Source organism: Flavobacterium cupreum (assembly GCF_003996965.1).
Lineage (GTDB): Bacteria > Bacteroidota > Bacteroidia > Flavobacteriales > Flavobacteriaceae > Flavobacterium > Flavobacterium cupreum.
This window is the reverse complement of record NZ_QWDM01000001.1, coordinates 617,582-640,641: the sequence shown is the minus strand read 5'-3', so window position 1 is coordinate 640,641 and position 23,060 is coordinate 617,582. Positions and strand designations below refer to the sequence as shown.

General features: G+C 39.5%; 15 protein-coding genes. All 15 read left to right on the top strand.

Annotated features, from left to right (window positions below; genetic code table 11):
- Positions 1-13 precede the first annotated feature (13 nt).
- The 15 genes from D0817_RS02545 to D0817_RS02475 all read left to right on the top strand — a co-directional run bounded on the left by D0817_RS02545 (position 14) and on the right by D0817_RS02475 (position 23,024).
- Positions 14-1,906 (top strand): RagB/SusD family nutrient uptake outer membrane protein, encoded by a 1,893-nt coding sequence (locus D0817_RS02545; RefSeq protein WP_127336810.1) that lies wholly within the window; start codon positions 14-16, stop codon positions 1,904-1,906.
- A gap of 16 nt (positions 1,907-1,922) precedes the next feature.
- Positions 1,923-3,086: a SusE domain-containing protein gene (locus D0817_RS02540; protein WP_127336809.1), complete on the top strand. Its 1,164-nt coding sequence runs from the start codon at positions 1,923-1,925 to the stop codon at positions 3,084-3,086.
- 249 nt (positions 3,087-3,335) lie between these two features.
- Positions 3,336-5,462, top strand: coding sequence for an RICIN domain-containing protein (locus D0817_RS02535; RefSeq protein WP_161568410.1), 2,127 nt, complete (start codon positions 3,336-3,338; stop codon positions 5,460-5,462).
- Positions 5,463-5,574: 112 nt separating this feature from the next.
- Positions 5,575-8,823: a TIM-barrel domain-containing protein gene (locus D0817_RS02530; RefSeq protein ID WP_161568409.1), complete on the top strand. Its 3,249-nt coding sequence runs from the start codon at positions 5,575-5,577 to the stop codon at positions 8,821-8,823.
- A gap of 339 nt (positions 8,824-9,162) precedes the next feature.
- Positions 9,163-9,840 carry a 3-keto-disaccharide hydrolase gene (locus D0817_RS02525; RefSeq protein ID WP_127336806.1) on the top strand — a complete coding sequence of 226 codons (678 nt, stop codon included), beginning with the start codon at positions 9,163-9,165 and terminating at the stop codon, positions 9,838-9,840.
- Between the two features lie 357 nt (positions 9,841-10,197).
- Positions 10,198-11,046 carry an AraC family transcriptional regulator gene (locus tag D0817_RS02520; protein ID WP_161568408.1) on the top strand — a complete coding sequence of 283 codons (849 nt, stop codon included), beginning with the start codon at positions 10,198-10,200 and terminating at the stop codon, positions 11,044-11,046.
- A gap of 80 nt (positions 11,047-11,126) precedes the next feature.
- Complete coding sequence (locus D0817_RS02515; protein ID WP_127336804.1) at positions 11,127-11,852, top strand: siderophore-interacting protein; 726 nt, start codon at positions 11,127-11,129, stop codon at positions 11,850-11,852.
- Between the two features lie 172 nt (positions 11,853-12,024).
- On the top strand, positions 12,025-13,641 hold the full coding sequence (locus D0817_RS02510) for a sensor histidine kinase (protein WP_127336803.1): 1,617 nt from the start codon (positions 12,025-12,027) through the stop codon (positions 13,639-13,641).
- A gap of 9 nt (positions 13,642-13,650) precedes the next feature.
- Positions 13,651-15,600 carry a sigma 54-interacting response regulator gene (locus D0817_RS02505; RefSeq protein ID WP_127336802.1) on the top strand — a complete coding sequence of 650 codons (1,950 nt, stop codon included), beginning with the start codon at positions 13,651-13,653 and terminating at the stop codon, positions 15,598-15,600.
- A 545-nt stretch (positions 15,601-16,145) separates the two neighbouring features.
- The gene (locus D0817_RS02500; RefSeq protein WP_127336801.1) at positions 16,146-16,934 is read left to right on the top strand and encodes an alpha/beta hydrolase; all 789 of its coding nucleotides are present in this window, start codon (positions 16,146-16,148) and stop codon (positions 16,932-16,934) included.
- A 46-nt stretch (positions 16,935-16,980) separates the two neighbouring features.
- Positions 16,981-18,000 carry an alpha/beta fold hydrolase gene (locus D0817_RS02495; RefSeq protein ID WP_127336800.1) on the top strand — a complete coding sequence of 340 codons (1,020 nt, stop codon included), beginning with the start codon at positions 16,981-16,983 and terminating at the stop codon, positions 17,998-18,000.
- A 33-nt stretch (positions 18,001-18,033) separates the two neighbouring features.
- Positions 18,034-19,803: an amidohydrolase gene (locus tag D0817_RS02490; protein WP_127336799.1), complete on the top strand. Its 1,770-nt coding sequence runs from the start codon at positions 18,034-18,036 to the stop codon at positions 19,801-19,803.
- Between the two features lie 228 nt (positions 19,804-20,031).
- A complete protein-coding gene (locus D0817_RS02485) occupies positions 20,032-21,051 on the top strand; it encodes an MBL fold metallo-hydrolase (protein ID WP_127336798.1) in 1,020 nt (339 codons plus the stop codon).
- A 58-nt stretch (positions 21,052-21,109) separates the two neighbouring features.
- Entirely contained in the window at positions 21,110-22,483 is a 1,374-nt protein-coding gene (locus tag D0817_RS02480) for an alginate export family protein (RefSeq protein ID WP_127336797.1), read from the top strand.
- Positions 22,484-22,523: 40 nt separating this feature from the next.
- A complete protein-coding gene (locus tag D0817_RS02475; protein WP_127336796.1) occupies positions 22,524-23,024 on the top strand; it encodes a nuclear transport factor 2 family protein in 501 nt (166 codons plus the stop codon).
- Positions 23,025-23,060 lie beyond the last annotated feature (36 nt).

Here is a 23,060-nt window from a genome sequence, read left to right as displayed (position 1 = left end):
AAAATCAATTCAAATGAAAAATATATACATTAGAGCAATATTCCTTATTCTGGGATTATTTTTATCGTCTTCGTGTTCTGATTACCTCGATAAGGAGAGCGATACCGAACTTACGCTGGATGGTGTTTTTGAGAGTAAAACCAAAACCGAAAACTGGCTGGCAGGCTGCTACTCCAGAATTCCTGACCCTACCTGGGGCTATACGCGCAGTCTTGGATGGGAGATTCTGGGAGATGATATGACACCATCAGAAAGATGGCGTCAGTACGACTGGCAGGTCATCCCTTTTATTCTGGGAGACTGGTCGGTAGGATCACAATGGACCCCAGGCTACTGGAATAATCTTCCGCAAAGAATCAGGGAATGCAACCTGCTGATCAAAAACATTAAGCCTTTACCGGAACAAAATCTAAATGCCGATGAGGTAAGGCTAATGGTGGCAGAGTGCCGTTTTTTAAAAGCGTATTATTATGCCCTTTTAATAAATACCTACGGGCCAATTCCTTTCAGTCCCGATGAAATTACGCCCGTAAACTATAACCTTTCCGATTTACAGGTAGGACAAACCCCGTATGATGATATTGTAAGCTGGATCAATAAGGAACTGAAAGAGGTAGAACTAATTTTACCGGCATCGTATTCAGACGGAAGAAAATTTGGCCGCGCAACTTCTATTATGTGCAAAGCGGTCAGAGCCAGAATGCTGCTTTTTGCTGCAAGTCCGCTGGTAAATGGTAATTCAGAATATGCGAACCATATGACCAAAGACGGTAAGGCTTTATTTAACGGAACATACGATGCCAATAAATGGAAGATCGCTGCAGAAGCCAGCAAAGATTTAATTCTGAGTGCAGAAGCAGCAGGACATAAATTATATACGGAAATGAATGCGGCAGGGAAAATAGATCCTTTTTTATCCTGCCAGAACCTGCATCTAATAGAAGCCAGTAAGGGAAATACCGAAGTATTGTTTGCCCGTCCAAATGTGGATTCAAGGGAATATGACAGGCACACTGCACCCAGCGGAAGCGGCGGTGCCGGAGGATATGGCGTAACACAATCTTTGGTCGATGCGTTTTTTACAGCAAACGGCCTTCCGATCACGGACGCAAATTCAGGCTACATAGAAAATGGTTTTTCGGTACAGGACGGTTACTGGACTAACGGCGTAACCAAATTCAATGAAGTGAAAAGCCCCGGACTGGTAACGCTGGCGGGGACTTATAATATGTACTGCAATCGTGAACCGAGATTTTACCTGGCCGTTAATTTTGATGGCGCCTGGTATACCGACGGAGATAATGCAGGAAAAGATAAAGGCCGAAAACTGGAATTCTGGAATGGCAAAAAAGACAACAACAATACACATGATGCACCCCAAAATGGCTATCTGGCACGAAAAAGAACAGACCCGACCAGAAACCCGATCAACGGCTACTTTGCACCGCGTCACGGAATTCTGTACCGATTAGGTGAAGCCTATCTGAATTATGCCGAAGCACTTAATGAATCCGATCCGGGGAATCCTGAAGTTTTGATTTACCTGAATAAAATCAGGGAAAGAGCAGGAGTACGAACCTATACAACAGGCGGAACAGATGCGCAAAATATACACGTCGACAGTGATCCGGAAAGCATTCGAAAAGTGATCAGGATGGAACGAAGAGTCGAATTGTGTACGGAAGGAATCCGTTATGACGATTTGAGAAGATGGAAACTGGCCGAAACCGTTTTAACCGGTCCTTTCTACGGAATGAATTTTAACGGGAAAACTGCGGCCGAATTTTACAAAAGAACAGCGTATCAGAACCGCGTGTACAGAAAGCCTTTTTACTGGTTTCCGATTTACCTGGCTGAAATCGAAAAGAATCCTAACCTGGTTCAGGCGCCTTTCTGGGACAAATAACTAAAAATCAAAACAAATGAAAAATATAAAAAATATTATCTCATTTATAATAATGAGTTTGGTTCTTGTCTCTTGTGAAGACAAAGGAATTGAGGATGCGGACTGGCTTAAGGAGCCTGATTTCGCCAATCCTTTAACAATGACCCTTTCCGGTAATGAGGTGGTTTTGAAAAAAGAGAACGAAGCTGCAAACGCCATCACTTTTACCTGGACAAAAGGAAATGACAGAGGAACCGGAACTACTCTGACGTATTTTTTCCGTATGGATATCGCGGGTAATAATTTTGGCGAAGGTTCCGCGCCCGGAACCAGTACGACTATTACAGAAGAAATTCCGGCAGGAGTTTTCACTAAATCATATACGGTAAAAGAACTCAACGCTTTATTGCTGAAAAATTTTAAACGTCCGGGCGATGTGGCCACAACGCTTCAGGTACAAATAATAGCAAGAGTCGATAATGGTGCACAGTTTCAGAAACCCGAGGTGTCAACCACTACTTTTATTGCCACTAGTTTCAGCCCGGGCCCGTTACCGCTCTTTATGGTTGGCGATGCCATAAGCGGCAGCTGGGATTACAGTACTGGTAAAATTTTACCAGAAAAAACGGAAAGAACGATCTACAATTTTACCGGTGATTTTTCAGTGGGTTCTTTCAAGGTTATCGAAAAACCAGGCAGTGAGTTACCTTCTTACGATCCGGTTGCCGGAAATAAAATTGTGTATAACGAAACGGAACCCAGAACAGACGATAATGTTTTTAAAGTAGCCCAGGCAGGCCGTCATTCTTTCTATATGGATATTGATCAGGGAATCTATGCTTTCGGATATGTACCTTACGAAAATGTGTACATGGTCGGAAATGCCATAACCGGAATAGGCTGGGATATTGGAAAAGCCAAACCCATGATCTGGGATCCTAAAAATCCTGAAGTGTTTACGTTTACCGGACAATTTGATGCAGGTGAATTCAAACTGGCATTGGATCTGGGGAACTGGGGTGGTCGTTTTTTAATGCCTCAGGTAGGCGGTACCGTACTGAAAGGGGATGGAAACGATATTACCACAATGTCCCTGATGCCAAACGGCCAGCCGGATAATAAATGGGTTGTTGCAACAGCAGGACAATATGAACTTACCATTAATCCGGCGAAAATGACTATAGTATTCAAAAAGCTGTAATATTTTAAAAAGAGAAAATCAAAACTTTTCAGCCGATTCTGTGTTGGAAAGTTTTGGACTCTTATCAAAAGTACTTTCGGGTATTTCATACAGCTTTACTCATTTCATTTCTTACGCATAAGTTGCTTTTTGAATAAAACAGTGATTGAAAATCCATTTAGCTGAATGGCATCCTGTACTCGTTTTGAAAACGGACAGGAAAAAATCACAAAACAATTTATTATAAATAAAGTTCAAACACTACGAATTATGATACGAATTAAAATAAATAGTTATACTTCCATTGCAAAACTGAAATTGCGTCTGGCAGCATTTTTAATCTTTATGTGCCTGGGCACTTCCGTGCAGGCACAATTAAGCGGGAACCCTTTGTTTACAGGAGCAGATCCTGAGATTCATTACTTTAACAATAAATATTATATCTATACCACTGCGATTTACGGCACACAATTCCATGCCTATTCCTCAACCGATCTTACGAACTGGATAGACGAGGGGCTTATTTTTGATTTATTTCCCGATAGTCCGTGGGCACAATATAACGGCTGGGCACCGGCAGTGGTGTTTCGCAATAATAAATATTATTTCTACTATACCGCCGAAACCAAAATAGGGCTTGCTGTGGGGAACACGCCTATCGGCCCTTTTACGGATATTGGGGCGCCCCTTATCGCCACAGATCCTTATACCGATGATATTATTGACGCCAATGTCTTTATTGATGATGACGGACAAGCTTATATTTATTACGGGGGATCCGGTAAAAGCAGAATGGTGGTACGTAAATTAAATCCCGATATGGTTTCGCTGGCCACGGGACCAACAGATATAACGCCTCCCAATTATACCGAGGGACCCTATATGGTCAAGCGCAAAGGAATTTATTATATGATGTATTCCAATGGATCCTGGTTTAATGATACCTACAATGTGCAGTACTCGACTTCCAATTCACCTATGGGACCCTGGACCTACAGAAGTAAAATCTTAAGTTCTAATGCGGAAGACAAAGGCCCGGGACATCATGGTGTATTGAAAATGGGAAACTGTGATGAATACTACATCATTTACCACCGATATGAAAATGGTACTTCGGGAGACCGTAAAATTGCGATTGACAGAATGTATTTCAATTCCGCCGATCAGATCGAACCTGTGAATATGACCAACTACGGGGTGGCTCCAAGGGTTCCCGACCAATCCTGTCCTACACAAAGTATCGTTTCAGGGGGAATTTATAAGTTAACACACAAAGGAACCAATCAATGTCTGGATGTCTTTAATAACGGAAGCACATCAGGAACAAACGTACAGCAAAGTACAGACAATGGCAATGATGCCCAACGATGGGTCGTTACGCTGGAGTCAGATGGTTTTTATAAACTTACACACAAAGGAACCAATCAGTGCCTGGATGTTTTTCAGAACAGCAGTGCTCAGGGTGCAAACGTACAGCAATCGGCAGACAACAATAATGATGCACAGCGCTGGAAAATCGAAATGATGTCAGACGGGTATTGCAAGCTGACCCATAAAGGAACCACCCAGTGCCTGGATGTAGACAACAACAGCAGCCAGCCGGGTGCCAATGTGCAGCAATGGAGCGATCTGGGCACCGATGCACAGCGCTGGAAACTGGATCTGATTGAAGTGCCGATTATCTCCGGCGGCGTTTACAGGCTGACCCATAAAGGAACCAACCAAAGACTGGATGTGAGTGGTGGCAGTACGCAGCAGGGGGCCAACGTGCAGCAGCATAACCCTAATGAAACCGATGCGCAACGCTGGGTTATTACAAAAGAATCCGATGGTTTTTATAAATTAACCCACAGGGGCACCAATCAATGCCTGGATGTGGACAACAACAGCAGTCAGCCAGGTGCCAATGTACAGCAATGGGGCGATCTGGGGACCAATGCACAGCGCTGGAAAATTGAACTGATGCCTGACGGCTATTTTAAAGTGACGCATAAAAATACTACTTTATGCCTTGATGTAGCCAATAACTCAGCCGAACCCGGCGCCAATGTACAGCAATGGACCGATAATGGCAACGATGCACAACGCTGGAAACTGGATTTGGTAAAACCCGCCACAACCTTGGGCACAGCCAAACCAGCAAATGGCGCGTTAAATAATACGGATGAAACGTCGTCACCTTTAAATGTATATCCAAATCCGGTAAAGGATACCCTTTTCTTTACCACTGAAATGTCAGGTATTCCGGTTCGTGTTTTTTCAGAATCAGGAAGCCTGGTGAAACAGCAAATCGTAAAAGAAAACAGCATTGATGTTTCCGGTTTGGCAACGGGAATTTATTTTACGGTTTTTGAAAAAGACGGGGCAAAAATTACCAAACGATTTATTAAAAAATAAAAAGCAGCATAAAAATAAAAACTTCCGGTAAAAACGTTCAGATTGTCTATATTCAATGATTAGTATGGAGAGACCGGAAGTATTTATTTTAAGATTAATTTTAAAAGAGAATATGAAAACAACAAAACTTTTAGTTACAATTTTTTGTCTGGCTACGGCTGTTTTAAGGGCTCAGGACTATAAACCCGAAGCAAATCCGAAGGCAGTAATAGTATCAGGCAATGCCAGGTTTACCGTGCTTTCGCCACGTGTAATACGAATGGAATGGAGTGCAGATGGAAAATTTACAGATAATGCTTCGCTGACCTTTGTCAATAGAAACCTTCCGGTACCATCTTTCACTAAAAAAGAAACTAAAGGGGAACTGCAAATTACAACCGATGTTCTAAAACTGCGCTATAAAACCAGTGAAGGGAAATTTACCGACAAAAATCTGAGCGTAGATTTTATGGTAAACGGAAAGTCTGTTGCCTGGAAACCCGGGTTGGCAAACACCAAAAACCTGCTGGGTACCACCCGTACTTTAGATGGGGTTAACGGCCCGGCCAAAGAACTGGAAAATGGTATAATATCACGTGACGGATGGTACCTGATAGACGACAGCGAACGCCCGCTTTTTGATAATTCAGAATGGCCGTGGGTCATGGCGCGTCCGGGAGATAAACCTCAGGATCTGTATTTGTTTGCCTACGATTCTGATTATAAAACCGCTTTAAAAGACTATACCGATATTGCGGGTAAAATCGCCATGCCGCCAAGATTTGCTTTTGGTGCCTGGTGGTCACGCTACAGGGAATATTCGGATACTGAATTTCGTGATCTTGTCGGCGAGTTTAAAATGCATGATGTTCCGCTGGATGTATTTGTAATTGATATGGACTGGCACGTAAAATCATTACCGGAGTTCTTTAAAAACGGACAGCGCCAAAGAGATCAGGCCGGAGAAGATGCCGGATGGACCGGTTTTACCTGGAATAAAAATTTGTTTCCTTCTCCCGAAAAGTTTTTACAATGGACCAATGAACAGCATCTTAAAACCTGCCTGAACCTGCATCCGGCTTCCGGAATACAGCCGTACGAAGAGGCCTATCCCGAAATGGCAAAGGCAATGGGAATTGATCCCGCTTCCAAAAAATATGTGCCTTTTGACATTACCGATAAAAAATTTGCAACCAATTATATGAATCTGGTGCTGCATCCGATCGAAAAAGCAGGTGTTGATTTCTGGTGGCTGGACTGGCAGCAATGGGGAAGTACCAATATTCCCGGTGTCAATCCGACGATTTACCTGAATTATGTACATTACAGCGATATGGAACGCCAGAACAAGGTGCGTCCGCTTATTTTTCACCGTTGGGGCGGTCTTGGAAATCACAGGTACCAAATTGGCTTTTCGGGCGATACACATGTATCCTGGGAATCACTGAATTACCAGCCTTATTTTACCGCTACGGCCGCAAATGTCGGATTTGGATACTGGAGCCACGATATCGGGGGACACCAGGGAGATGCCGGTACCGCTGAACTCTATACCAGATGGATTCAATGGGGTGTTTTTAGTCCGATCTTCAGAACGCATGCTACTGCCGCACCACAGCACGAAAGACGTATCTGGGCCTATCCGCTGGACAACTTCCTTATCATGAGAGAAGCATACCTGACCCGATATGCGATGGTACCCTATTTATACAATGAAGCCCGTAATACCTATGAAACCGGGGTTTCTACCGTTCACCCAATGTATTACGATTATCCAAAAGAAGAAAATGCCTATTCGATTCCCAACCAATACATGTTTGGTCGTGATATGATGGTAAACCCTGTTACCAAACCGATTGAAAAGGGTAGTGTAGCTGTGGCGCAGGAAACCTGGCTGCCGGAAGGGAAATGGTACGAAAGCAGTACCGGAAGTATCCTGAAAGGCGGTAGAAAAATCACCATGCCTTTTACTCTGGGAGATATTCCGGTCTTTGTAAAAGAGGGAGCCATTATTCCAATGCAGCCAAAAGTAGAAAGAACAGATGAAAAGCCGCTAAACCCGCTTATTCTTTCTGTTTATCCGGGTAAAAAAGGCGCGTTGAAATTGTATGAGGATGAAGGCAATAATAACAATTTTAAGAAAAATGCTTTTACCTATACGACTGTAACTTCAGAACAATCCGGAAATAAGAGCCATGTGGTAATCGCACCGGTAGAAGGTTCGTTTCCCGGAATGTTAACTTCCAGAGGATATGAACTTCGTTTTCCGTGTTCTTTTCCTCCGACAGCCGTAACGGTCAACGGGCAGAATATTCCTTACAGTTCAGAGCCTAAAGCAGGAAGCTGGTCGTACGCGGGAAATGATTTTGAAACCCGTATTTTTGTTCCGGAAGCTCCAACTAGTACAAAAGTTTCGGTTGAGGTACAATTTCCGGATTATGACCAACAGCTTCTTTCAGGCAAAAAAGGACAAATTAAGTACATGAAAAATTTCGAGGCATTCCGTTTATTAAATGACTGGAATGACGGACTGTACAGCCCGTTCGAAATTATGTCGCTTTCCCAATTTGGTCAAAACCTGGAATACAACCTTACGACTGCTAAAAAAGAAATTGACGGATTTGGAGACCGCTGGAACAATGCACTCCTAACGATTCAGTCTATCAGTGAAACCAATAAAGTGTACAAACCGTATTACGAATTCCTTAAAACCTACGGAAGTATTGCCGAAAAACCTGAATTTGCAACCCATGAAAGTGGGCTGGAATCGGACACGAAAGCGAAGGTTGAATTTATGCAGAAAGGTACCGATAAGATATATTACACCACTGACGGTTCGGCTCCAACGCGCCAGTCACAGCTTTACACCAAAGCGTTTGAGGTTACGGTCCCTGCACGCGTAAATGCTATAGCATGTCCGGCAGGTGACGGCTCCTGCAGTTCTGTTATTTCAAAAATATTTTACAATAAAAAAACAGGATTACAGTATAGTCTGTATAAAGGAAAATGGAATAAAATACCGGATTTCAGTAAACTAACCCCGGTCGATAAAGGATATGCTCCTGATTTTGACCTGAACAAAATCAAACATGATTCTAATAATTACGGCCTGGTATACAATGGTTTCGTGAATATTCCGGAAGATGGAAAATATACTTTTTATATCGCTTCAGATGACGGAAGTAAACTTTACATCAACAACCAACTGCTTATTGATAATGACGGATTGCATGGTTTTGATGAAAAGAAATCAGAAGTAACTTTAAAGAAAGGGCTTGTGCCAATTCGACTGGAATATTTTCAGGAAAGTTACGGTGAAGGTCTTTCGGTTGAATTTTCATCAGACAAGATGGCTAAAACGAGTCTTTTCCCTTCTATTTAAACGGATGCAATAGTATGATTTAATTTGTATCGGATCAGCGGAAAACATAAAAAACAGACATTTATTTTTACCGCAAAGAGCGCAAAGATTTTATATAAGAATGCCTTAGAAAGTGCAAAGTTCGCAAAGCTGTGTAAAAATTTAGCTTTGCGGACATTGCCTTTTATAAATAAAAAAAAACATAGCGTTCTTTGCGGTAATTTTTTTTTCTCTTCCACAAAGTTTGCTATTACGGACAAACTCGTACTTTTATATCTCCTAACCTAAATCATAAACAAACAAATCACGAAGCTGCAGTTTGAAAGCAGATTCGGTTTTTGATAATTAATATTCAATAAAATGAAAAAAATTATAGCACTGGTATTGATGCTGTCTTTTGCACCAGCCATCAATGCGCAGAAAGGTTTCAAACCTCTTTTTGACGGAAAAACCACCAAAGGCTGGCATACTTACGGTAAAAATTCGGTGGGAGCCGCATGGAAAGTAGAGGACGGGGTTTTGTATTTTGATCCTGAGGCGGCGAAAAATGGCGAAGGAGGTGATCTGGTAACCAATGCCGAATTTGAGAATTTCCATTTAAAACTGGACTGGAAAGTAGCTCCCAATGCCAACAGTGGTATTATTTTTTATATCAACGAAGATGCTGAAAAATATAAAAACACCTACGAAACCGGCCTGGAAATGCAGGTTTTAGACAATGACGGCCATCCGGACGGAAAAATTACAAAACACCGCGCCGGAGATTTATACGATTTAATTCAAAGTAAATCAGAACCTGTAAAACAAGTAGGAGAGTGGAACACCGCTGAAATTATCAGCAATAAAGGAAAACTAACCCTGATCCTCAATGGCGTTGTTGTAGTGGAAACAGTTCTGTGGGATGCAGATTTTAAAAAACGCATAGCAGAAAGTAAATTTGCGACCTGGCCCGGTTTCGGAACCTTTAAAAAAGGAAAAATAGCGTTGCAGGATCACGGGAATGCCGTATGGTATCGTAATATCCGGATAAAGGAGTAAGTTGTTTTTAACTGCAAAGAACGCAATGTTATATAATTATTTGTAAGCACAAAGAACGCAAAGCTAAACCTAAACTTTGCGAACATTGCGTTTTCCCCTTGCGCACCTTGCGGTAAAATATTAGAATTTGTTTAACCGCAAAGAACGCAATGCAATTACACGCAAAGACCGCAAAGCAAAACCTAAACCTTGCGAACATCGCGTTTTTCCCCTGGCGCACCTTGCGGTAAAATATTTGATTTTGTTTAACCGCAAAGACTGCAAAGCAAAACCTAAACCTTGCGAACATTGCGTTTTCCCCTTGCGTACCTTGCGGTAAAGCATTTAACTGATTCATCATTAACTCAAAAAATAAATTTGAAAATTCCCATTTACAATCAGAATTCAGAAGCCGTTGGCGGTATTTTTATCGCTGAATTATCGGCATTGGGAAAAGATCCGGAAACAGTAAACACATTAGGAGCCCACAGACATGATTTTTATGTTTTTTTTGTCCTGACAAAAGGAAAAGTCATCATGAAATGTGATATGACCGATGTAAAAATAAGTGCCCCCAGTATTGTAATTATCAAACCATTTCAGATCCATTCGCCTAAGTTTGTTTCTCCCGATGCAGGTGGATATTATATGAGTGCCGCGCCCTTTTTAGTACCCAATAACTGCGATTCCGTTTTTCAGAATATGAAAATTGAAGATCAGGTCAATAAAGTAAGCAAATTTCAAAAAAAAGAACTTTTTGAAACGGTTTCACTTTTGCACCGCTCTTTTGAAAATACCTGCTCCCATAAAACGCCTATCGTAAATGGCCTTTTTAGTACTTTAATCTATCGTTTTGTCAATATATATTCAGACGCCAGTCAGTCAGCATCGGAACTTAAAAATCAATCGGCCGTCATCTATTCCAACTTTAAAAAATTAATTTCGGATTCCACATTTTTGGAAACACCCTCTTTTTTCGCCAAAAAATTAAACATCACCACTTCGCATCTGAATTATTGTGTGAACATTTCGACTGGAAAATCAGTTACCTACTGGCTTCAGAATGCCATGATCCTGGAAGCACAGCGGCTGCTTTATTATACGGACAATGATGTAAAGGAAATTGCATTTAAGCTGGGTTTTGAAGATCATACGTACTTTTCCAGGTTATTCAAAAAAATAACCGGCGAAACAGCATTGACGTTTCGTTTGAAATTCCGCGAATAGTCCAATCATCCCTATTTCTTCTTCAACTTCCTCTTGTTGTTTAATTGTCAATTTTGTATGGAAATTTAAACAAGAAGATTATGAATTCGATGCCCAAAATTATTGGAGATTTTATGGAACTGGCTTTTAGCAAGAAAATTTGCAAAGTAAACGTCTCAGCAGTTACAATGCTGAGTGAAAATATAAAATTGATTCGGTTTAACGGTCATTTCCCACAAGTAAAATTTAAAACCGGACAAGCCATAATCATCAGGATAGACGATACTAATTACCGCAATTACACCCCCAGTAAATGGAATAGTGAAGAAGGATGGTTTGAAGTTATTTTTCACATTCATAAAAACGGTCCCGGAAGCTATTTTGTTGAAAATCTAAGACCAGACGATCAATTAACGGTTGGAATGCCAAGAGGTTTTGATTTTTTTAAAAGGGAAGAAAAATACCAGTTCTTTTTTGGAGATGAAACCTGTATGAGCGTCTTTAAAAGTTTTCAGCATGAAATTAATGCCAGGGAAAATAATTATTTAGGAATTATGGAATTAGATCCGGTCGCGATGGAAGTTCCGAACCACTTGGGACTCATAGTGGATACCGTACCAAAATCGGTTAATAAGGCCGAGTTTGCGATTGATATTCTTCATCAACTCGATAGCAGAATCTGGGAATTATGGAAAGACGGTTACTTTTACCTGATGGGAAATGCAAAGTCAATTCAGGCCTTTAGAAAAGCTTTAAAAGAAAAAGGGGTTTCAAATAAAAACATTTATACACAGCCGTATTGGGCTGACGGAAAAATCGGATTGTGATTTAGTACGCGGCTTCTCAAAATTTAGTTTTAAAGAAATCTGCGTAAATATTTTATAGTCAATCATATAGGATAAAAACAACGATATATCGTTGGGATTCAATTTTGGAATATTTTAAATTTAAATACAGAATTATCAATACCTTCGTATAGCCAGTTTAATCCTTACGAAAATGCTCTCTAATCACTACAGAATTGTTCTGTTTCTCCTAATATGTCTTTCAATTGGAGAAGTAACTGCATTGGCTCCTCGTAATGGCATGGAGCGGATAGAAATAGCAGAAAAAGATCTGTCTTTTTTAAAAAAGGGTTTAGATCTTAAACAACCTTATAGTGAACTGCAAGTGAGTAAAGCAGAGGAATCACTAAGGCTAATACCTGAAAACATAAGCAAAATCAAAATTTTATTAAAAGTAAGTGATTGGTATGCAGCTTCTTATGATAACCCTCTAACATTGGGAAAAGCATTTCGATATGCAGAGGAAGCGCTTAGGATTAGCCAAAAGTTGCATTCTAATATTTATTCTGGTAAATGTCATCTACAGCTTTCCATGTTGCAGCAGTTGCGAAACAACAATGTAATGATTGAAGTTGAAGCCAAAAAAGCGATAGAAATATTAAACAAGACCAATCAGACAGATGATTTGGCAGAAGCATGGGTAATGGTCTGGTCTGCAAAAATGCGTACGATGGCTCCAATACCAGAGCGATTAGTTCCAATTTTTAAAGCCGCATCTCTATTTGAAATATCCAAAAACAATAAAAGAAGTGGCGATTGTTATAGTCAGATCAGTGAATTGTATTTTTCTGTCTCAGATTTTCACAACTCTCAAATTTCGCTTCAAAAAGCCATCTTTTTCTATAGAGCCGCCAACCTTAAAGAAAGCGATATTTATCCTATTTCCTCCAGACTTCAAATAATTTATGAGTCAGAAAAGAAAACAATGGATATTATTAAACTTAAAAATAAAACCTTCTTACAGCAAAGCAAACTTAAAAATGAAATATTTTTACGTAATTTCATGATAACTTTTGTTTTGCTCTTACTTATAATCCTTGCACTGCTTTATAAAAGTTTTATATTTAAGAAGAAAACAAACAAGGTGCTTAAAACACAGCAAAATGAAATCAATAAAAAAAATTGCACCCTACAAAATTTGGTCGTTGAAAAAGAATGGCTTTTGCGTGAAATTCATCACAGAGTAAAAAATAACCTCCACATGGTGGTTGGTCTGCTTGCCAGCCAAGCTGAATTTTTAAAAAATGAAGAAGCGCTGCAGGCTATTAACAGCAGTCAGAATAGAATTCATGCCATGTCTTTAATTCATCAAAAATTATATCAGTCTGAGAATTTATCGATAATTGATATGCCGTCTTATATATTTGAATTAACAGAATATTTAAAAGATTCATTTGCGATCAGAAATTCAATCCGATTTGTACTGGATATTGATAGTTTTAATCTTCCTTTATCTCACTCAATACCCATTGGATTGATTTTTAATGAAGCAGTTACAAATGCTATTAAATATGCCTTTCCAGATTATAAAAATGCAATAATTAAAATTTCCCTTAAAACAAATGACAATAAAAACTTTATTTTAATTATTGAAGATAATGGTAAGGGGCTTCCAAATGATTTGGATCCCTATGACAGTCCTTCATTAGGTATAAAACTAATGCATGGGCTTTCTGATGATATAAGAGGAAAATTTCAAATTGCTAGTGAGAATGGTACTAAAATAACTTTGGAATTTAGCACTAACGATAGTAGTCTTTTATTAATTTAATTTTATAAAATGGCAAAACCATTAAAAATACTTATAGTTGAAGATCAGTTTGTTGAGGCAAATCATTTAAGATTAATGCTTAAAAAAGCCGGACACTCCATTATAGGAATGGCAAGATCTGTTGCTGATGCTAAATATTATATTGCAGAGCAGAGGCCAGAATTGGTATTACTGGATATTTTCCTGTCGGGGAAAGAAACGGGGATTGATCTTGCAGAAATGCTTAAAGACGAAAATATTCCTTTTATTTATCTTTCTGCCAACTCTAACGAAGAAGTGCTGAGTAAAGCTAAACTGACTCATCCTCAAGGTTTTTTGGTAAAACCTTTCCGTGAGAAAGATTTATTAATAACAATTGAAATTGCCGAATATCATCAGCAGTATGGTATAGAATCATCCATAAGAAAAGAACTTTTATTTCAAAAACAATTAAAAACTATAGTAACAAAAAGCGGCAGCTGGGACGATAGGGTTCTTAGCATCATTACCGCCCTGCAGTCTCTTATTTCCTTTGATCTGGTCATGGCTGTTTTTTATATTGAAAATAAATTGTCGAGTAGAGTTTTAGGATATGCAAGAACAGGATTGCATGAATATCAACGGATAGGAATTGAAGAATTGCAAAATATTACGGGCTTAAAACAGTCTGAAATCACAGAACTACGAAACAAAAGCAGGGTCGAGACCGAAGCCACATTTTATAATGGCCAGGACTTTATAAAAGTATGCGACAAAACGCCTATCAAAAAGGTAATCGCGACTTCAATGAATATGAAATCAAATCTCATGCTGCCGGTTCCTTTGGCGCTCAGTGAAAACGGCGGACTCTATTTGTCTTTTTTCAGCAGGCAGGCTGACAATTATAACAAAAATCATCTAACGTTATGCGAAAGACTGCAGGAGCCCTTAATCTTTGCCATTGAAAATTTAATCAGTCATGATAAGAAATTAGATAAAAAAAATACAGTTGTTGAAAATTACGGTACCGGTAAACCTGTAAAAAATTCCGGCTTTGAATCGATTGTTGGAAAAAGTCCGGTGCTGCTCAAAATATTTGATCACATTTTGCAAGTGGCTCCCGCTGATACAACCGTTTTAATTACAGGGGAAAGCGGAACAGGAAAAGAGAGTATAGCCCATAGTATTAAGGAACTTTCGACCAGAAAAAACCAGCCTTTTGTCAAAGTGAATTGTTCTGCGCTCCCTCCGGGCCTTATAGAATCAGAATTATTCGGGCATGAAAAAGGATCTTTTACAGGCGCGTCAGAAAGACGGATCGGTAAATTTGAACAGGCAGACAACGGTACTTTATTCCTGGATGAAATTGGAGACATGCCACTGGAAATGCAGGCAAAACTACTGCGGGCAATCCAGGAAAAAGAAATTGAACGTGTGGGAGGAAATGTTTCCATAAAAGTAAATGTCCGCATTATTGCCGCTACCAATTGCAACCTGGAAAAGGAAGTTGCCGACGGCCGTTTCAGACTCGACCTCTATTACAGGCTCAATGTATTCCCAATTCAGCTGCCTCCGCTAAGGGAGCGTAAAGAAGATATCGGTTTACTCGCCCGCCATTTTATTGCGGTCTATAGCTTTAAAACAGGAAAAAACGTAACCGAAATAGCAGAAAGTGCTTTAAAAAGTCTCCTGTCTTATCAATGGCCGGGCAATATTCGCGAATTAGAGAACCTTATTGAAAGAAGTATTCTATTGGCAAAAACAAATACGATTGAACATATTCCGCTTCCGTCTCTTGATGAAGTTATAATAAATACTAAGTCAAATGACTGGTATTTTAAAACTATTCAGGAAAACGAAAGGGAGCACATCATTAATGTGCTTGAAAAATGCAACGGAAGAATAAGAGGTGCCGGAGGTGCATCAGAAATATTAGGAGTTCCACCCACAACCCTGGCTTCCAGAATGCAAAGGCTAGGAATTAAGAGAAGCCATTTTTGAATTTGCTAATTAGATAGTTGGACTGATAGATTATTTGATAATGTGAATTGGATAATTAGAAAATTTGATAATTGGATAATTGGATAATGTGGAAATTAGGTAATGAAAATTAGATAATTGGACTGTTTGATTGTTAAATAATTAGATAATGAGGTGATTGAATAATGTGAAAATTTTTTACAATCTGAAAATGAGCATTATATAAGTTGTGTTTGCTGTTTAAACTAATATGTTTTACATCGTGTTGCGTTTCAAGTTTCAGTTTTACATTATCCAACGTGAAAATTATCCAATCATCAATCATCAAATTTTCTAATTATCCAATTATCACATTATCCAATTATCACATTATCTAATTTTCAAATTATCTAATTTTCAAATTATCTAATTTAAAAAAAACGATATTAAGTTGCTTAATTTTCGTTGCACAACGATATATAGTTGGTATAAAAATCAGTTTAAAAATTCAACTTACTGATTTTTAATTATTTAATAAAAAGGTTTGATTTTAGTTTACACTTTGGCATAACATTAAAATATGTATTATGCTGACTGAAAATCCTACAACAATACTTTTTATTACAGGTGCATTTGTAAGCAACAGATGCTGGGATGACTGGAAAATCTTTTTTGAAAGTAAAGGTTTTACAACTCTTGCACCGGCATGGCCGTACAAAGATGCGCCTGTAGATGTTTTACGTTCACGACATCCAGATCCGCAGATTGCCAGCTTGCGCTTAACTCAGCTAATAGATCATTTTGAGAATATTGCCAAAAAACTTCCTCAGAAACCTATTATAATAGGACATTCTATTGGTGGACTTACTGCGCAAATACTTTTACAGCGTAATTTGGCATCAGCAGCAATTGCTATACATTCTGTTCCTCCGCAAGGAATAATGACTTTCAAATTTTCATTTTTAAAAGCTGGCTGGGGACCACTTGGCTTTTTTACTTCTACTAAAAAAACTTTCTTAATGAATTTTAGCCAATGGCAGTACTCGTTTACTAACGGAATGCCTGAAGAATGGCAGGAAAAAGCATACTGTGATTATGTTATTCCCGAATCTAAGTTAATTGTTCGAGACACGATAACTTCAGCTGCAAAAGTTGATTTTCAAGCTGCTCATAATCCGCTCTTATTAATTGCGGGATCTGCAGATCATACGATTCCAGAATCTCTCAATTATTCCAACTATAAAAAATACACGAATAAAAATTCGATTACCGATTTCAGGGTTTTTCCCGAAAGAAATCACTTTGTTTTAAATCAACCCGGCTGGCAGGAGATTGCAGTCTTTATACAAGACTGGATTGGAAAACTGCCTGCTTAAAAAATATAATAACCATTATTCTACTAACCAATTAAATTTTTAAATTATGAAAACGAATTTATTGAACACTACTTTTTTAAACTTGAAAAGTAAAACAGCCCACATTTTAAGCTTTGTATTTTTACTACTGGTTTTACTATCATGTAATAAAAAAACGGAAGAAACTACTGTAACAGAAACCACACCTGCCGCATCTGTCGAAACAACTCAGCCAGCACCTGCAAATCCACCTGCGAATTTCAAACATGCCTACGAAGAAGTAAATGGAGTTAAAATCCATTACGTGATTGGCGGCAAAGGAGATCCCTTGGTATTGGTGCACGGTTTTGGACAAAATTGGTACATGTGGAACCGTCTGCTTCCGGAACTTTCAAAACATTTTACCGTTATCGCTCCGGATTTAAGAGGAGTAGGAGAATCTGATAAACCAGAAGGTGGTTATGACAAGAAAAACATGGCAAAAGATATTCATGAACTGGTGAGAAAATTGGGCTACGACAATGTCAATTTGGCCGGTCACGATATCGGACTTATGGTTGCCTATGCTTACGCCGCGCAATATGGCAGTGAAGTGAAGAAATTGGCTCTGATGGATGCGCTGCTTCCAGGCATTGAACCGGTTTGGTCTCAGGTTTCTGCTTCTGCATGGTGGTTTGGATTTTTTGCATGGCCGGCTTCCGGAGATATTGTTAAAGGAAAGGAAAAAGAGTTTTTAACTAATTTCTGGCCAATGGTAGGACATGTGAAAGATCCTTTTACAGCAGAAGAAACTGCTGAATTTGTGAGAGCTTATGCTGTTAAAGATGGTGCAAAATCAAGTTTTAAATGGTTCGGAGCATTTCCGCAGGATGGAAAAGACAATCTGATTTTGGCAAAAACAAAACTTAAAATGCCTTTGCTGGCTATGGGGGGTGAGTATTTTGCAGCAGCTTTCCTGAAAGACCACTCTAAGTTAGTGGCCGAAAATGTGACCGAATCAAAAATTGCAGGTGCCGGACACTGGCTGGTTCAGGAAAATACAGCTCAGGTACAAAAAGATTTGCTGGCGTTTTTCCTTGCCAAATAAAATGACCCAAACAGACCAATTAAATCTGAAAAAATGAAACAACTATTTGTATTACTATTATTTTTCTTTGGTCTGTTGGTGCAGTCTCAGGAAAAAGCGGACCTGATTATTTACAACGGGAAAATTGCCACCATGCAGAAACCCGGTGAATTTGTTCAGGCACTGGCCACAAAGGACGGAATCATACTGGCAACCGGAACTTCTAAAATGATTTTGGAAACTTATAAAATAACAGCGACTAAAATCATTGATGCAAAAGGCAAAACCGTTGTTCCGGGATTAAACGACAGTCATATCCACGTGATTCGGGAAGGACTCAATTACAACGCCGAATTACGCTGGGACGGAGTGAAGACTTTAAAAAGAGCGATGGAAATGCTTAAGGAACAAGCAGCCAGAACGCCACCCGGAGTCTGGATCAAGGTGATTGGCGGCTGGAATGAATTTGGCTTTGAAGAAAAAAGACAGCCTACCATTGACGAAATAAATACCGCAGTTCCGGACAAACCTGTTTTTATCACCTATCTGTACGGCAAAGCATTTTTGAACAAAAAAGGGATAGAGGTTTTAGGCTATACCAAAGACACTCATTATGAAGGAAGTGTTCTGGAGCAGGACAAAAACGGAAATTTAACCGGGCTGATGTTTGCAAAAGAAACACCAAAGGCCATTTACACCACTTTAGGATTGACCACAAAACTGACTCCGGAAGAAAGAAGCAACAGTTCGCTTCAGTTTAACCGTGAACTCAATCGTTTTGGCTTAACATCGGTCATTGACGCGGCAGGAGGAGCACAGAATTTTCCGGCCGATTATGCCACCTCTATGGAATTGGCGAAACAGGGCAAACTGAACCTGCGGATTTCCTATTACCTATTTGCCCAGCAAAAAGGAAAAGAACTTCAGGATTACGAAAAGTGGGTGGCTGAAACAGTGATTAATAAAAACGATAATCTTCTGACAGCGAATGGGTATACCGAAGAAGGCGCCGGAGAAAACATTGTCGCTTCCGCTGCAGATTTTGAAAATTTTCTGGAACCCAGAATTGTGCTTTCTGATGAAATGGAAAAAGATCTGGAACCCATTATTCGCTTGCTTGTTAAAAACAAATGGCCGTTTCGATTGCACGCCACTTACGGAGAATCGATTGACAGAATGCTGAATGTTTTTGAGAAAGTAAACAAAGAGATTCCCTTTAACGGATTGCGCTGGTTTTTTGATCATGCCGAAACCATTACACCTCAGGAACTGGAAAGGGTAAAAGCACTTAATGGCGGAATAGCAGTCCAGTTCAGGATGTATTTTCAGGGCGAATTGTATCAAAAAATGTATGGCACTCCAAAAACACAGCTGCCTCCCATCAAAAAAATGTTAGCAATGGGAATCCCGGTTGGAATGGGAACAGATGCCACGAGAATTTCAACATACAATCCGTGGATGGCGCTACATTGGCTTATTACAGGAAAAACCCTGGGAGGTATGCAGTTTTGGCCAAAAGATCAGGTTCTGGATAAGTTTACCGCACTGCAATTGTATACGTCAGGAAGTGCGTGGTTTTCGGGTGAGGAAAACGAAAAAGGAAAGCTGATTAAAGGAATGTATGCTGATATGTCGATCTTATCAGAGGATTATTTTACAGTTTCAGCCGATAAAGTCCGAAATATCGAATCGGATCTGACTCTTGTCAATGGAAAAGTAGTGTACGGTGCGAGGGATTTTAAAGCACTCGATCCTGAAATAGCTCCTGTAATTCCGGACTGGTCGCCAGTGAAATATTTTGGCGGCTATGCTAAAAAACTTTAAACATAATAAAATCCATTGGATGTAATGCTGACACAGAGCTATGGGAATTAAAATAATAGCCACAGATTAAAGGATTAAACAGATTTCAAAAATAAAATCTGCTCCATCTGCCAAATCTGCGTGAAAAACAAACACACAGATTTAAAATTCTAAATCATCATTTATCTATATGTTAATACAAATTACACCCAACGAATTACATCAAACAAAATCTATAAAATTCAGATCATGAAAATTCAAAAAATAATTTCAGGAATTGCATTAATCTCTTTGTGTTTGCTGGCGAATACAGTTGCCTATGCACAATTTCCAATGCCTGATCACGTACCAATCTGGGACGCTAACAAAGTCACTTTGAAACTGCATAAAATAGCAGAGAATGTCTATGCCGTTTCGCCATCTACAACAGAAACAGAAACCGCAAAAGGAATCGCACAGGCGACTTCGGCAGGATTTATTGTGGGGGATAAAGGCGTTTTGCTTATTGAAACCATGCTGAACAAAGGGCTCTACGACCAGCTTTATAAACTGATCCGTTCCGTGACGCCAAAACCCATTGTTTATGCGATCAATACCAGTGATCACGGCGACCATTGTTTCGGGAACTATTTACTTCCCAAAGAAACTATTGTGATTCAGAACGAATTCTGCAAAGACAATCTCGCCAAAAATTATGACAATATCAAACAGTTTATGATTATGCTTTTCGGCAAAGGCAGAGGGATTGAAGAAAGTGCTTACCGTCCCGCAGATATTACCATAGCCATTAACCAGACCCTGAAAATTGATATGGGAAAAGGCAATGTGGTGGAAGTCATCAATGTGGGTACCGCACAATCTCCGGCCGATCTTTTTGTATATCTGAAATCGGCTTCCGGAAATGTGTTGTGGGCAGGAAACCCTTTTATCGCCGAAAGTCCAACAATTCCGTGGTTGTTTGACGGTTATTTTTTAGAGCCGGTGCAGAACCTGAACAAAATTTACAACATGATTTCGGATAAGGACATTGTAGTTCCGGGACACGGACGCATGACCAACAAAGCCGGAATTAAATATACGATCGATTATGTGACCGCTTTGCAGACCAATGTGGAGAATGCCGTGAATAAAGGACTCACTTTAGACGAAACCAAAGCCACTGTGACCATGAAGGAATTTGATAAAGGCTACGAACTTTTTAACTGGCTTCACTTTAATTTCAATGTGCCGAATGCGTACAAGGATATCAAACAAAATGGAAGTAAATAATTAAAAAACAGCCCTGAGGGTAATTGCTTCTATGTGTTTAAAAATTAAAAATTGAATCATGAAAAATACGATCCAATTACTGGTTTTATTGCTTTCGTTTTCTGGTTTTGCACAGCAGTACCCAGACTTTAAATCACTACGATTTGATGAAGATTATAGTTTTTTGAAAAACGATACTGTACGTAATAATTGGTATAAAACAGTGAAATTCCTGCCCGTTTCTTCTGCTAAAAAGACGTATATCAGTTTTGGGGGCGATATACGGTTTCAGTACTTCTATGCTCAAAATGAAAATTGGGGTGATGGCCCGCAGGATAACGATGGTTATGTTTTAGGAAGATATTTGTTTCATGCCGATTTTCATGCCGGAAAGTACTTCAGAACTTTTGTTCAGGTACAAAGCAGTATGGCTGACGGAAGAATTGATCCGAATCCTGTGGAACAAAATCCGCTTGAAGTACATCAGGCATTTGCTGATTTGAATATTGTAAATGAAGGAAGCCAAAGACTGATTTTAAGAGTAGGAAGGCAGGAACTCACTTACGGATCACAACGTTTGGTAGCCGTTAGGGAAGGCCCTAACAACAGACAGTCTTTTGATGGGGTCAAAGCAATTATTAGCAAAGAGAATAGTGCCGCGGATTTTTTTTACACGCATTATGTAGTAGCACAGGACGGTATTTTTGACGATGCTTCGAATAAAGGCAGACAGCTCTGGGGAAGTTATCTGGCCTTTACTAAAATACCCATTGTCAAAAATATCGATGTGTATTATTTGGGTTACCAAAGGGCAAATGCGGCCTTTAACGATGCAGCAGGAAAAGAAAAACGTCACTCGTTAGGAACCCGTATCTGGGGAAAAACGGGGAACTGGCGTTACGATGGCGAAGCCGTTTACCAGTTTGGTGATGTGGCTGAAAAAAGTATTAATGCGTGGACGGCCTCGATTAATGCCGGATATCGTTTTAATGATATAAAGTTTCGTCCGGAAATTGGCTTTAAAACCGAAGTAATCAGCGGAGATAAAAAGGCGGGAGATTCCAATCTTCAGACTTTCAATCCGCTTTTTCCGAGAGGAGCCTACTTTGGACTGGCTTCTGTAATCGGGCCTTCCAATCTGATTGATTTCCATCCGTCGCTGAGTTTTGAAATTGCCAAAAATGTAGATTGGGTCATTGATTATGACATGTTTTGGCGATACAGTGGCTACGATGGTATTTATGCGCCAAATACATCACTCATTTATCCCGGGGACACCACAACCGAAAAGAAAATCGGAAATCAGCTCGAAAGCGAAATCGTCTGGGAACCGAATCAATATATTTATTTCAGGCTCGAAGCCACCTGGTTTAAGGCGGAAGACTATATCAAAGCCTCCGGAACCGGTAAAAATATATTCTTTACCGGACTCACCATGCAGCTTCATTTTTAAGTTCTAAAGCAAATCATACGAAAATTTAAAAGCGATAATTATGGAAGAAACTGTAATACGATCAAAAATGAAAACCTTACAATTAATAGCAGTAGTGCTGTTGACGGGTTTTTCACTACAGGCGCAGGTCTATACTGATGAAGAAATCAATACGAAGCAAACGGCAGATAAATTCTTTGGCTCTATCGGAGCCAAAGATCCCGAAAAGATAGCCTCAATGGTTTCAGAAAATGTAGACTGGTATATTTTCGAATCGAAATACATGCCCTGGACAGGACACCGTTCTAAACGGGAAGAAATTTCGGAATTATTCAAAACGCTCTTTAGTTATTTTATTGATGGGAGTAAAAAACTTGAGGTACAGTCCTTTTTAGTGCGGGGTAATGAAGTTGCGGTATTCGGTTTTGTCGAACGAACGGTGAAAAAAAACGGAAAGCATTTTAAAATGCCTCTGGCTATTCATATAACAATCACGAATAATCTGATAAGCAAATTTTCGCTTTATGAAGAAACGCTGATTATTGAAAAAGTACTTAAATAAAAATAGCCATAAAAGACTGTTGAACCTTAATTAAAT

Excerpts from the sequence above, each read along its gene's own strand:
- D0817_RS02545 (WP_127336810.1), top strand. The coding sequence starts at position 14 with ATGAAAAATATATACATTAGAGCAATATTCCTTATTCTGGGATTATTT.
- D0817_RS02540 (WP_127336809.1), top strand. The coding sequence starts at position 1,923 with ATGAAAAATATAAAAAATATTATCTCATTTATAATAATGAGTTTGGTT.
- D0817_RS02535 (WP_161568410.1), top strand. The coding sequence starts at position 3,336 with ATGATACGAATTAAAATAAATAGTTATACTTCCATTGCAAAACTGAAA.
- D0817_RS02530 (WP_161568409.1), top strand. The coding sequence starts at position 5,575 with ATGAAAACAACAAAACTTTTAGTTACAATTTTTTGTCTGGCTACGGCT.
- D0817_RS02525 (WP_127336806.1), top strand. The coding sequence starts at position 9,163 with ATGAAAAAAATTATAGCACTGGTATTGATGCTGTCTTTTGCACCAGCC.
- D0817_RS02515 (WP_127336804.1), top strand. The coding sequence starts at position 11,127 with ATGAATTCGATGCCCAAAATTATTGGAGATTTTATGGAACTGGCTTTT.
- D0817_RS02510 (WP_127336803.1), top strand. The coding sequence starts at position 12,025 with ATGCTCTCTAATCACTACAGAATTGTTCTGTTTCTCCTAATATGTCTT.
- D0817_RS02505 (WP_127336802.1), top strand. The coding sequence starts at position 13,651 with ATGGCAAAACCATTAAAAATACTTATAGTTGAAGATCAGTTTGTTGAG.
- D0817_RS02500 (WP_127336801.1), top strand. The coding sequence starts at position 16,146 with ATGCTGACTGAAAATCCTACAACAATACTTTTTATTACAGGTGCATTT.
- D0817_RS02495 (WP_127336800.1), top strand. The coding sequence starts at position 16,981 with ATGAAAACGAATTTATTGAACACTACTTTTTTAAACTTGAAAAGTAAA.
- D0817_RS02490 (WP_127336799.1), top strand. The coding sequence starts at position 18,034 with ATGAAACAACTATTTGTATTACTATTATTTTTCTTTGGTCTGTTGGTG.
- D0817_RS02485 (WP_127336798.1), top strand. The coding sequence starts at position 20,032 with ATGAAAATTCAAAAAATAATTTCAGGAATTGCATTAATCTCTTTGTGT.
- D0817_RS02480 (WP_127336797.1), top strand. The coding sequence starts at position 21,110 with ATGAAAAATACGATCCAATTACTGGTTTTATTGCTTTCGTTTTCTGGT.
- D0817_RS02475 (WP_127336796.1), top strand. The coding sequence starts at position 22,524 with ATGGAAGAAACTGTAATACGATCAAAAATGAAAACCTTACAATTAATA.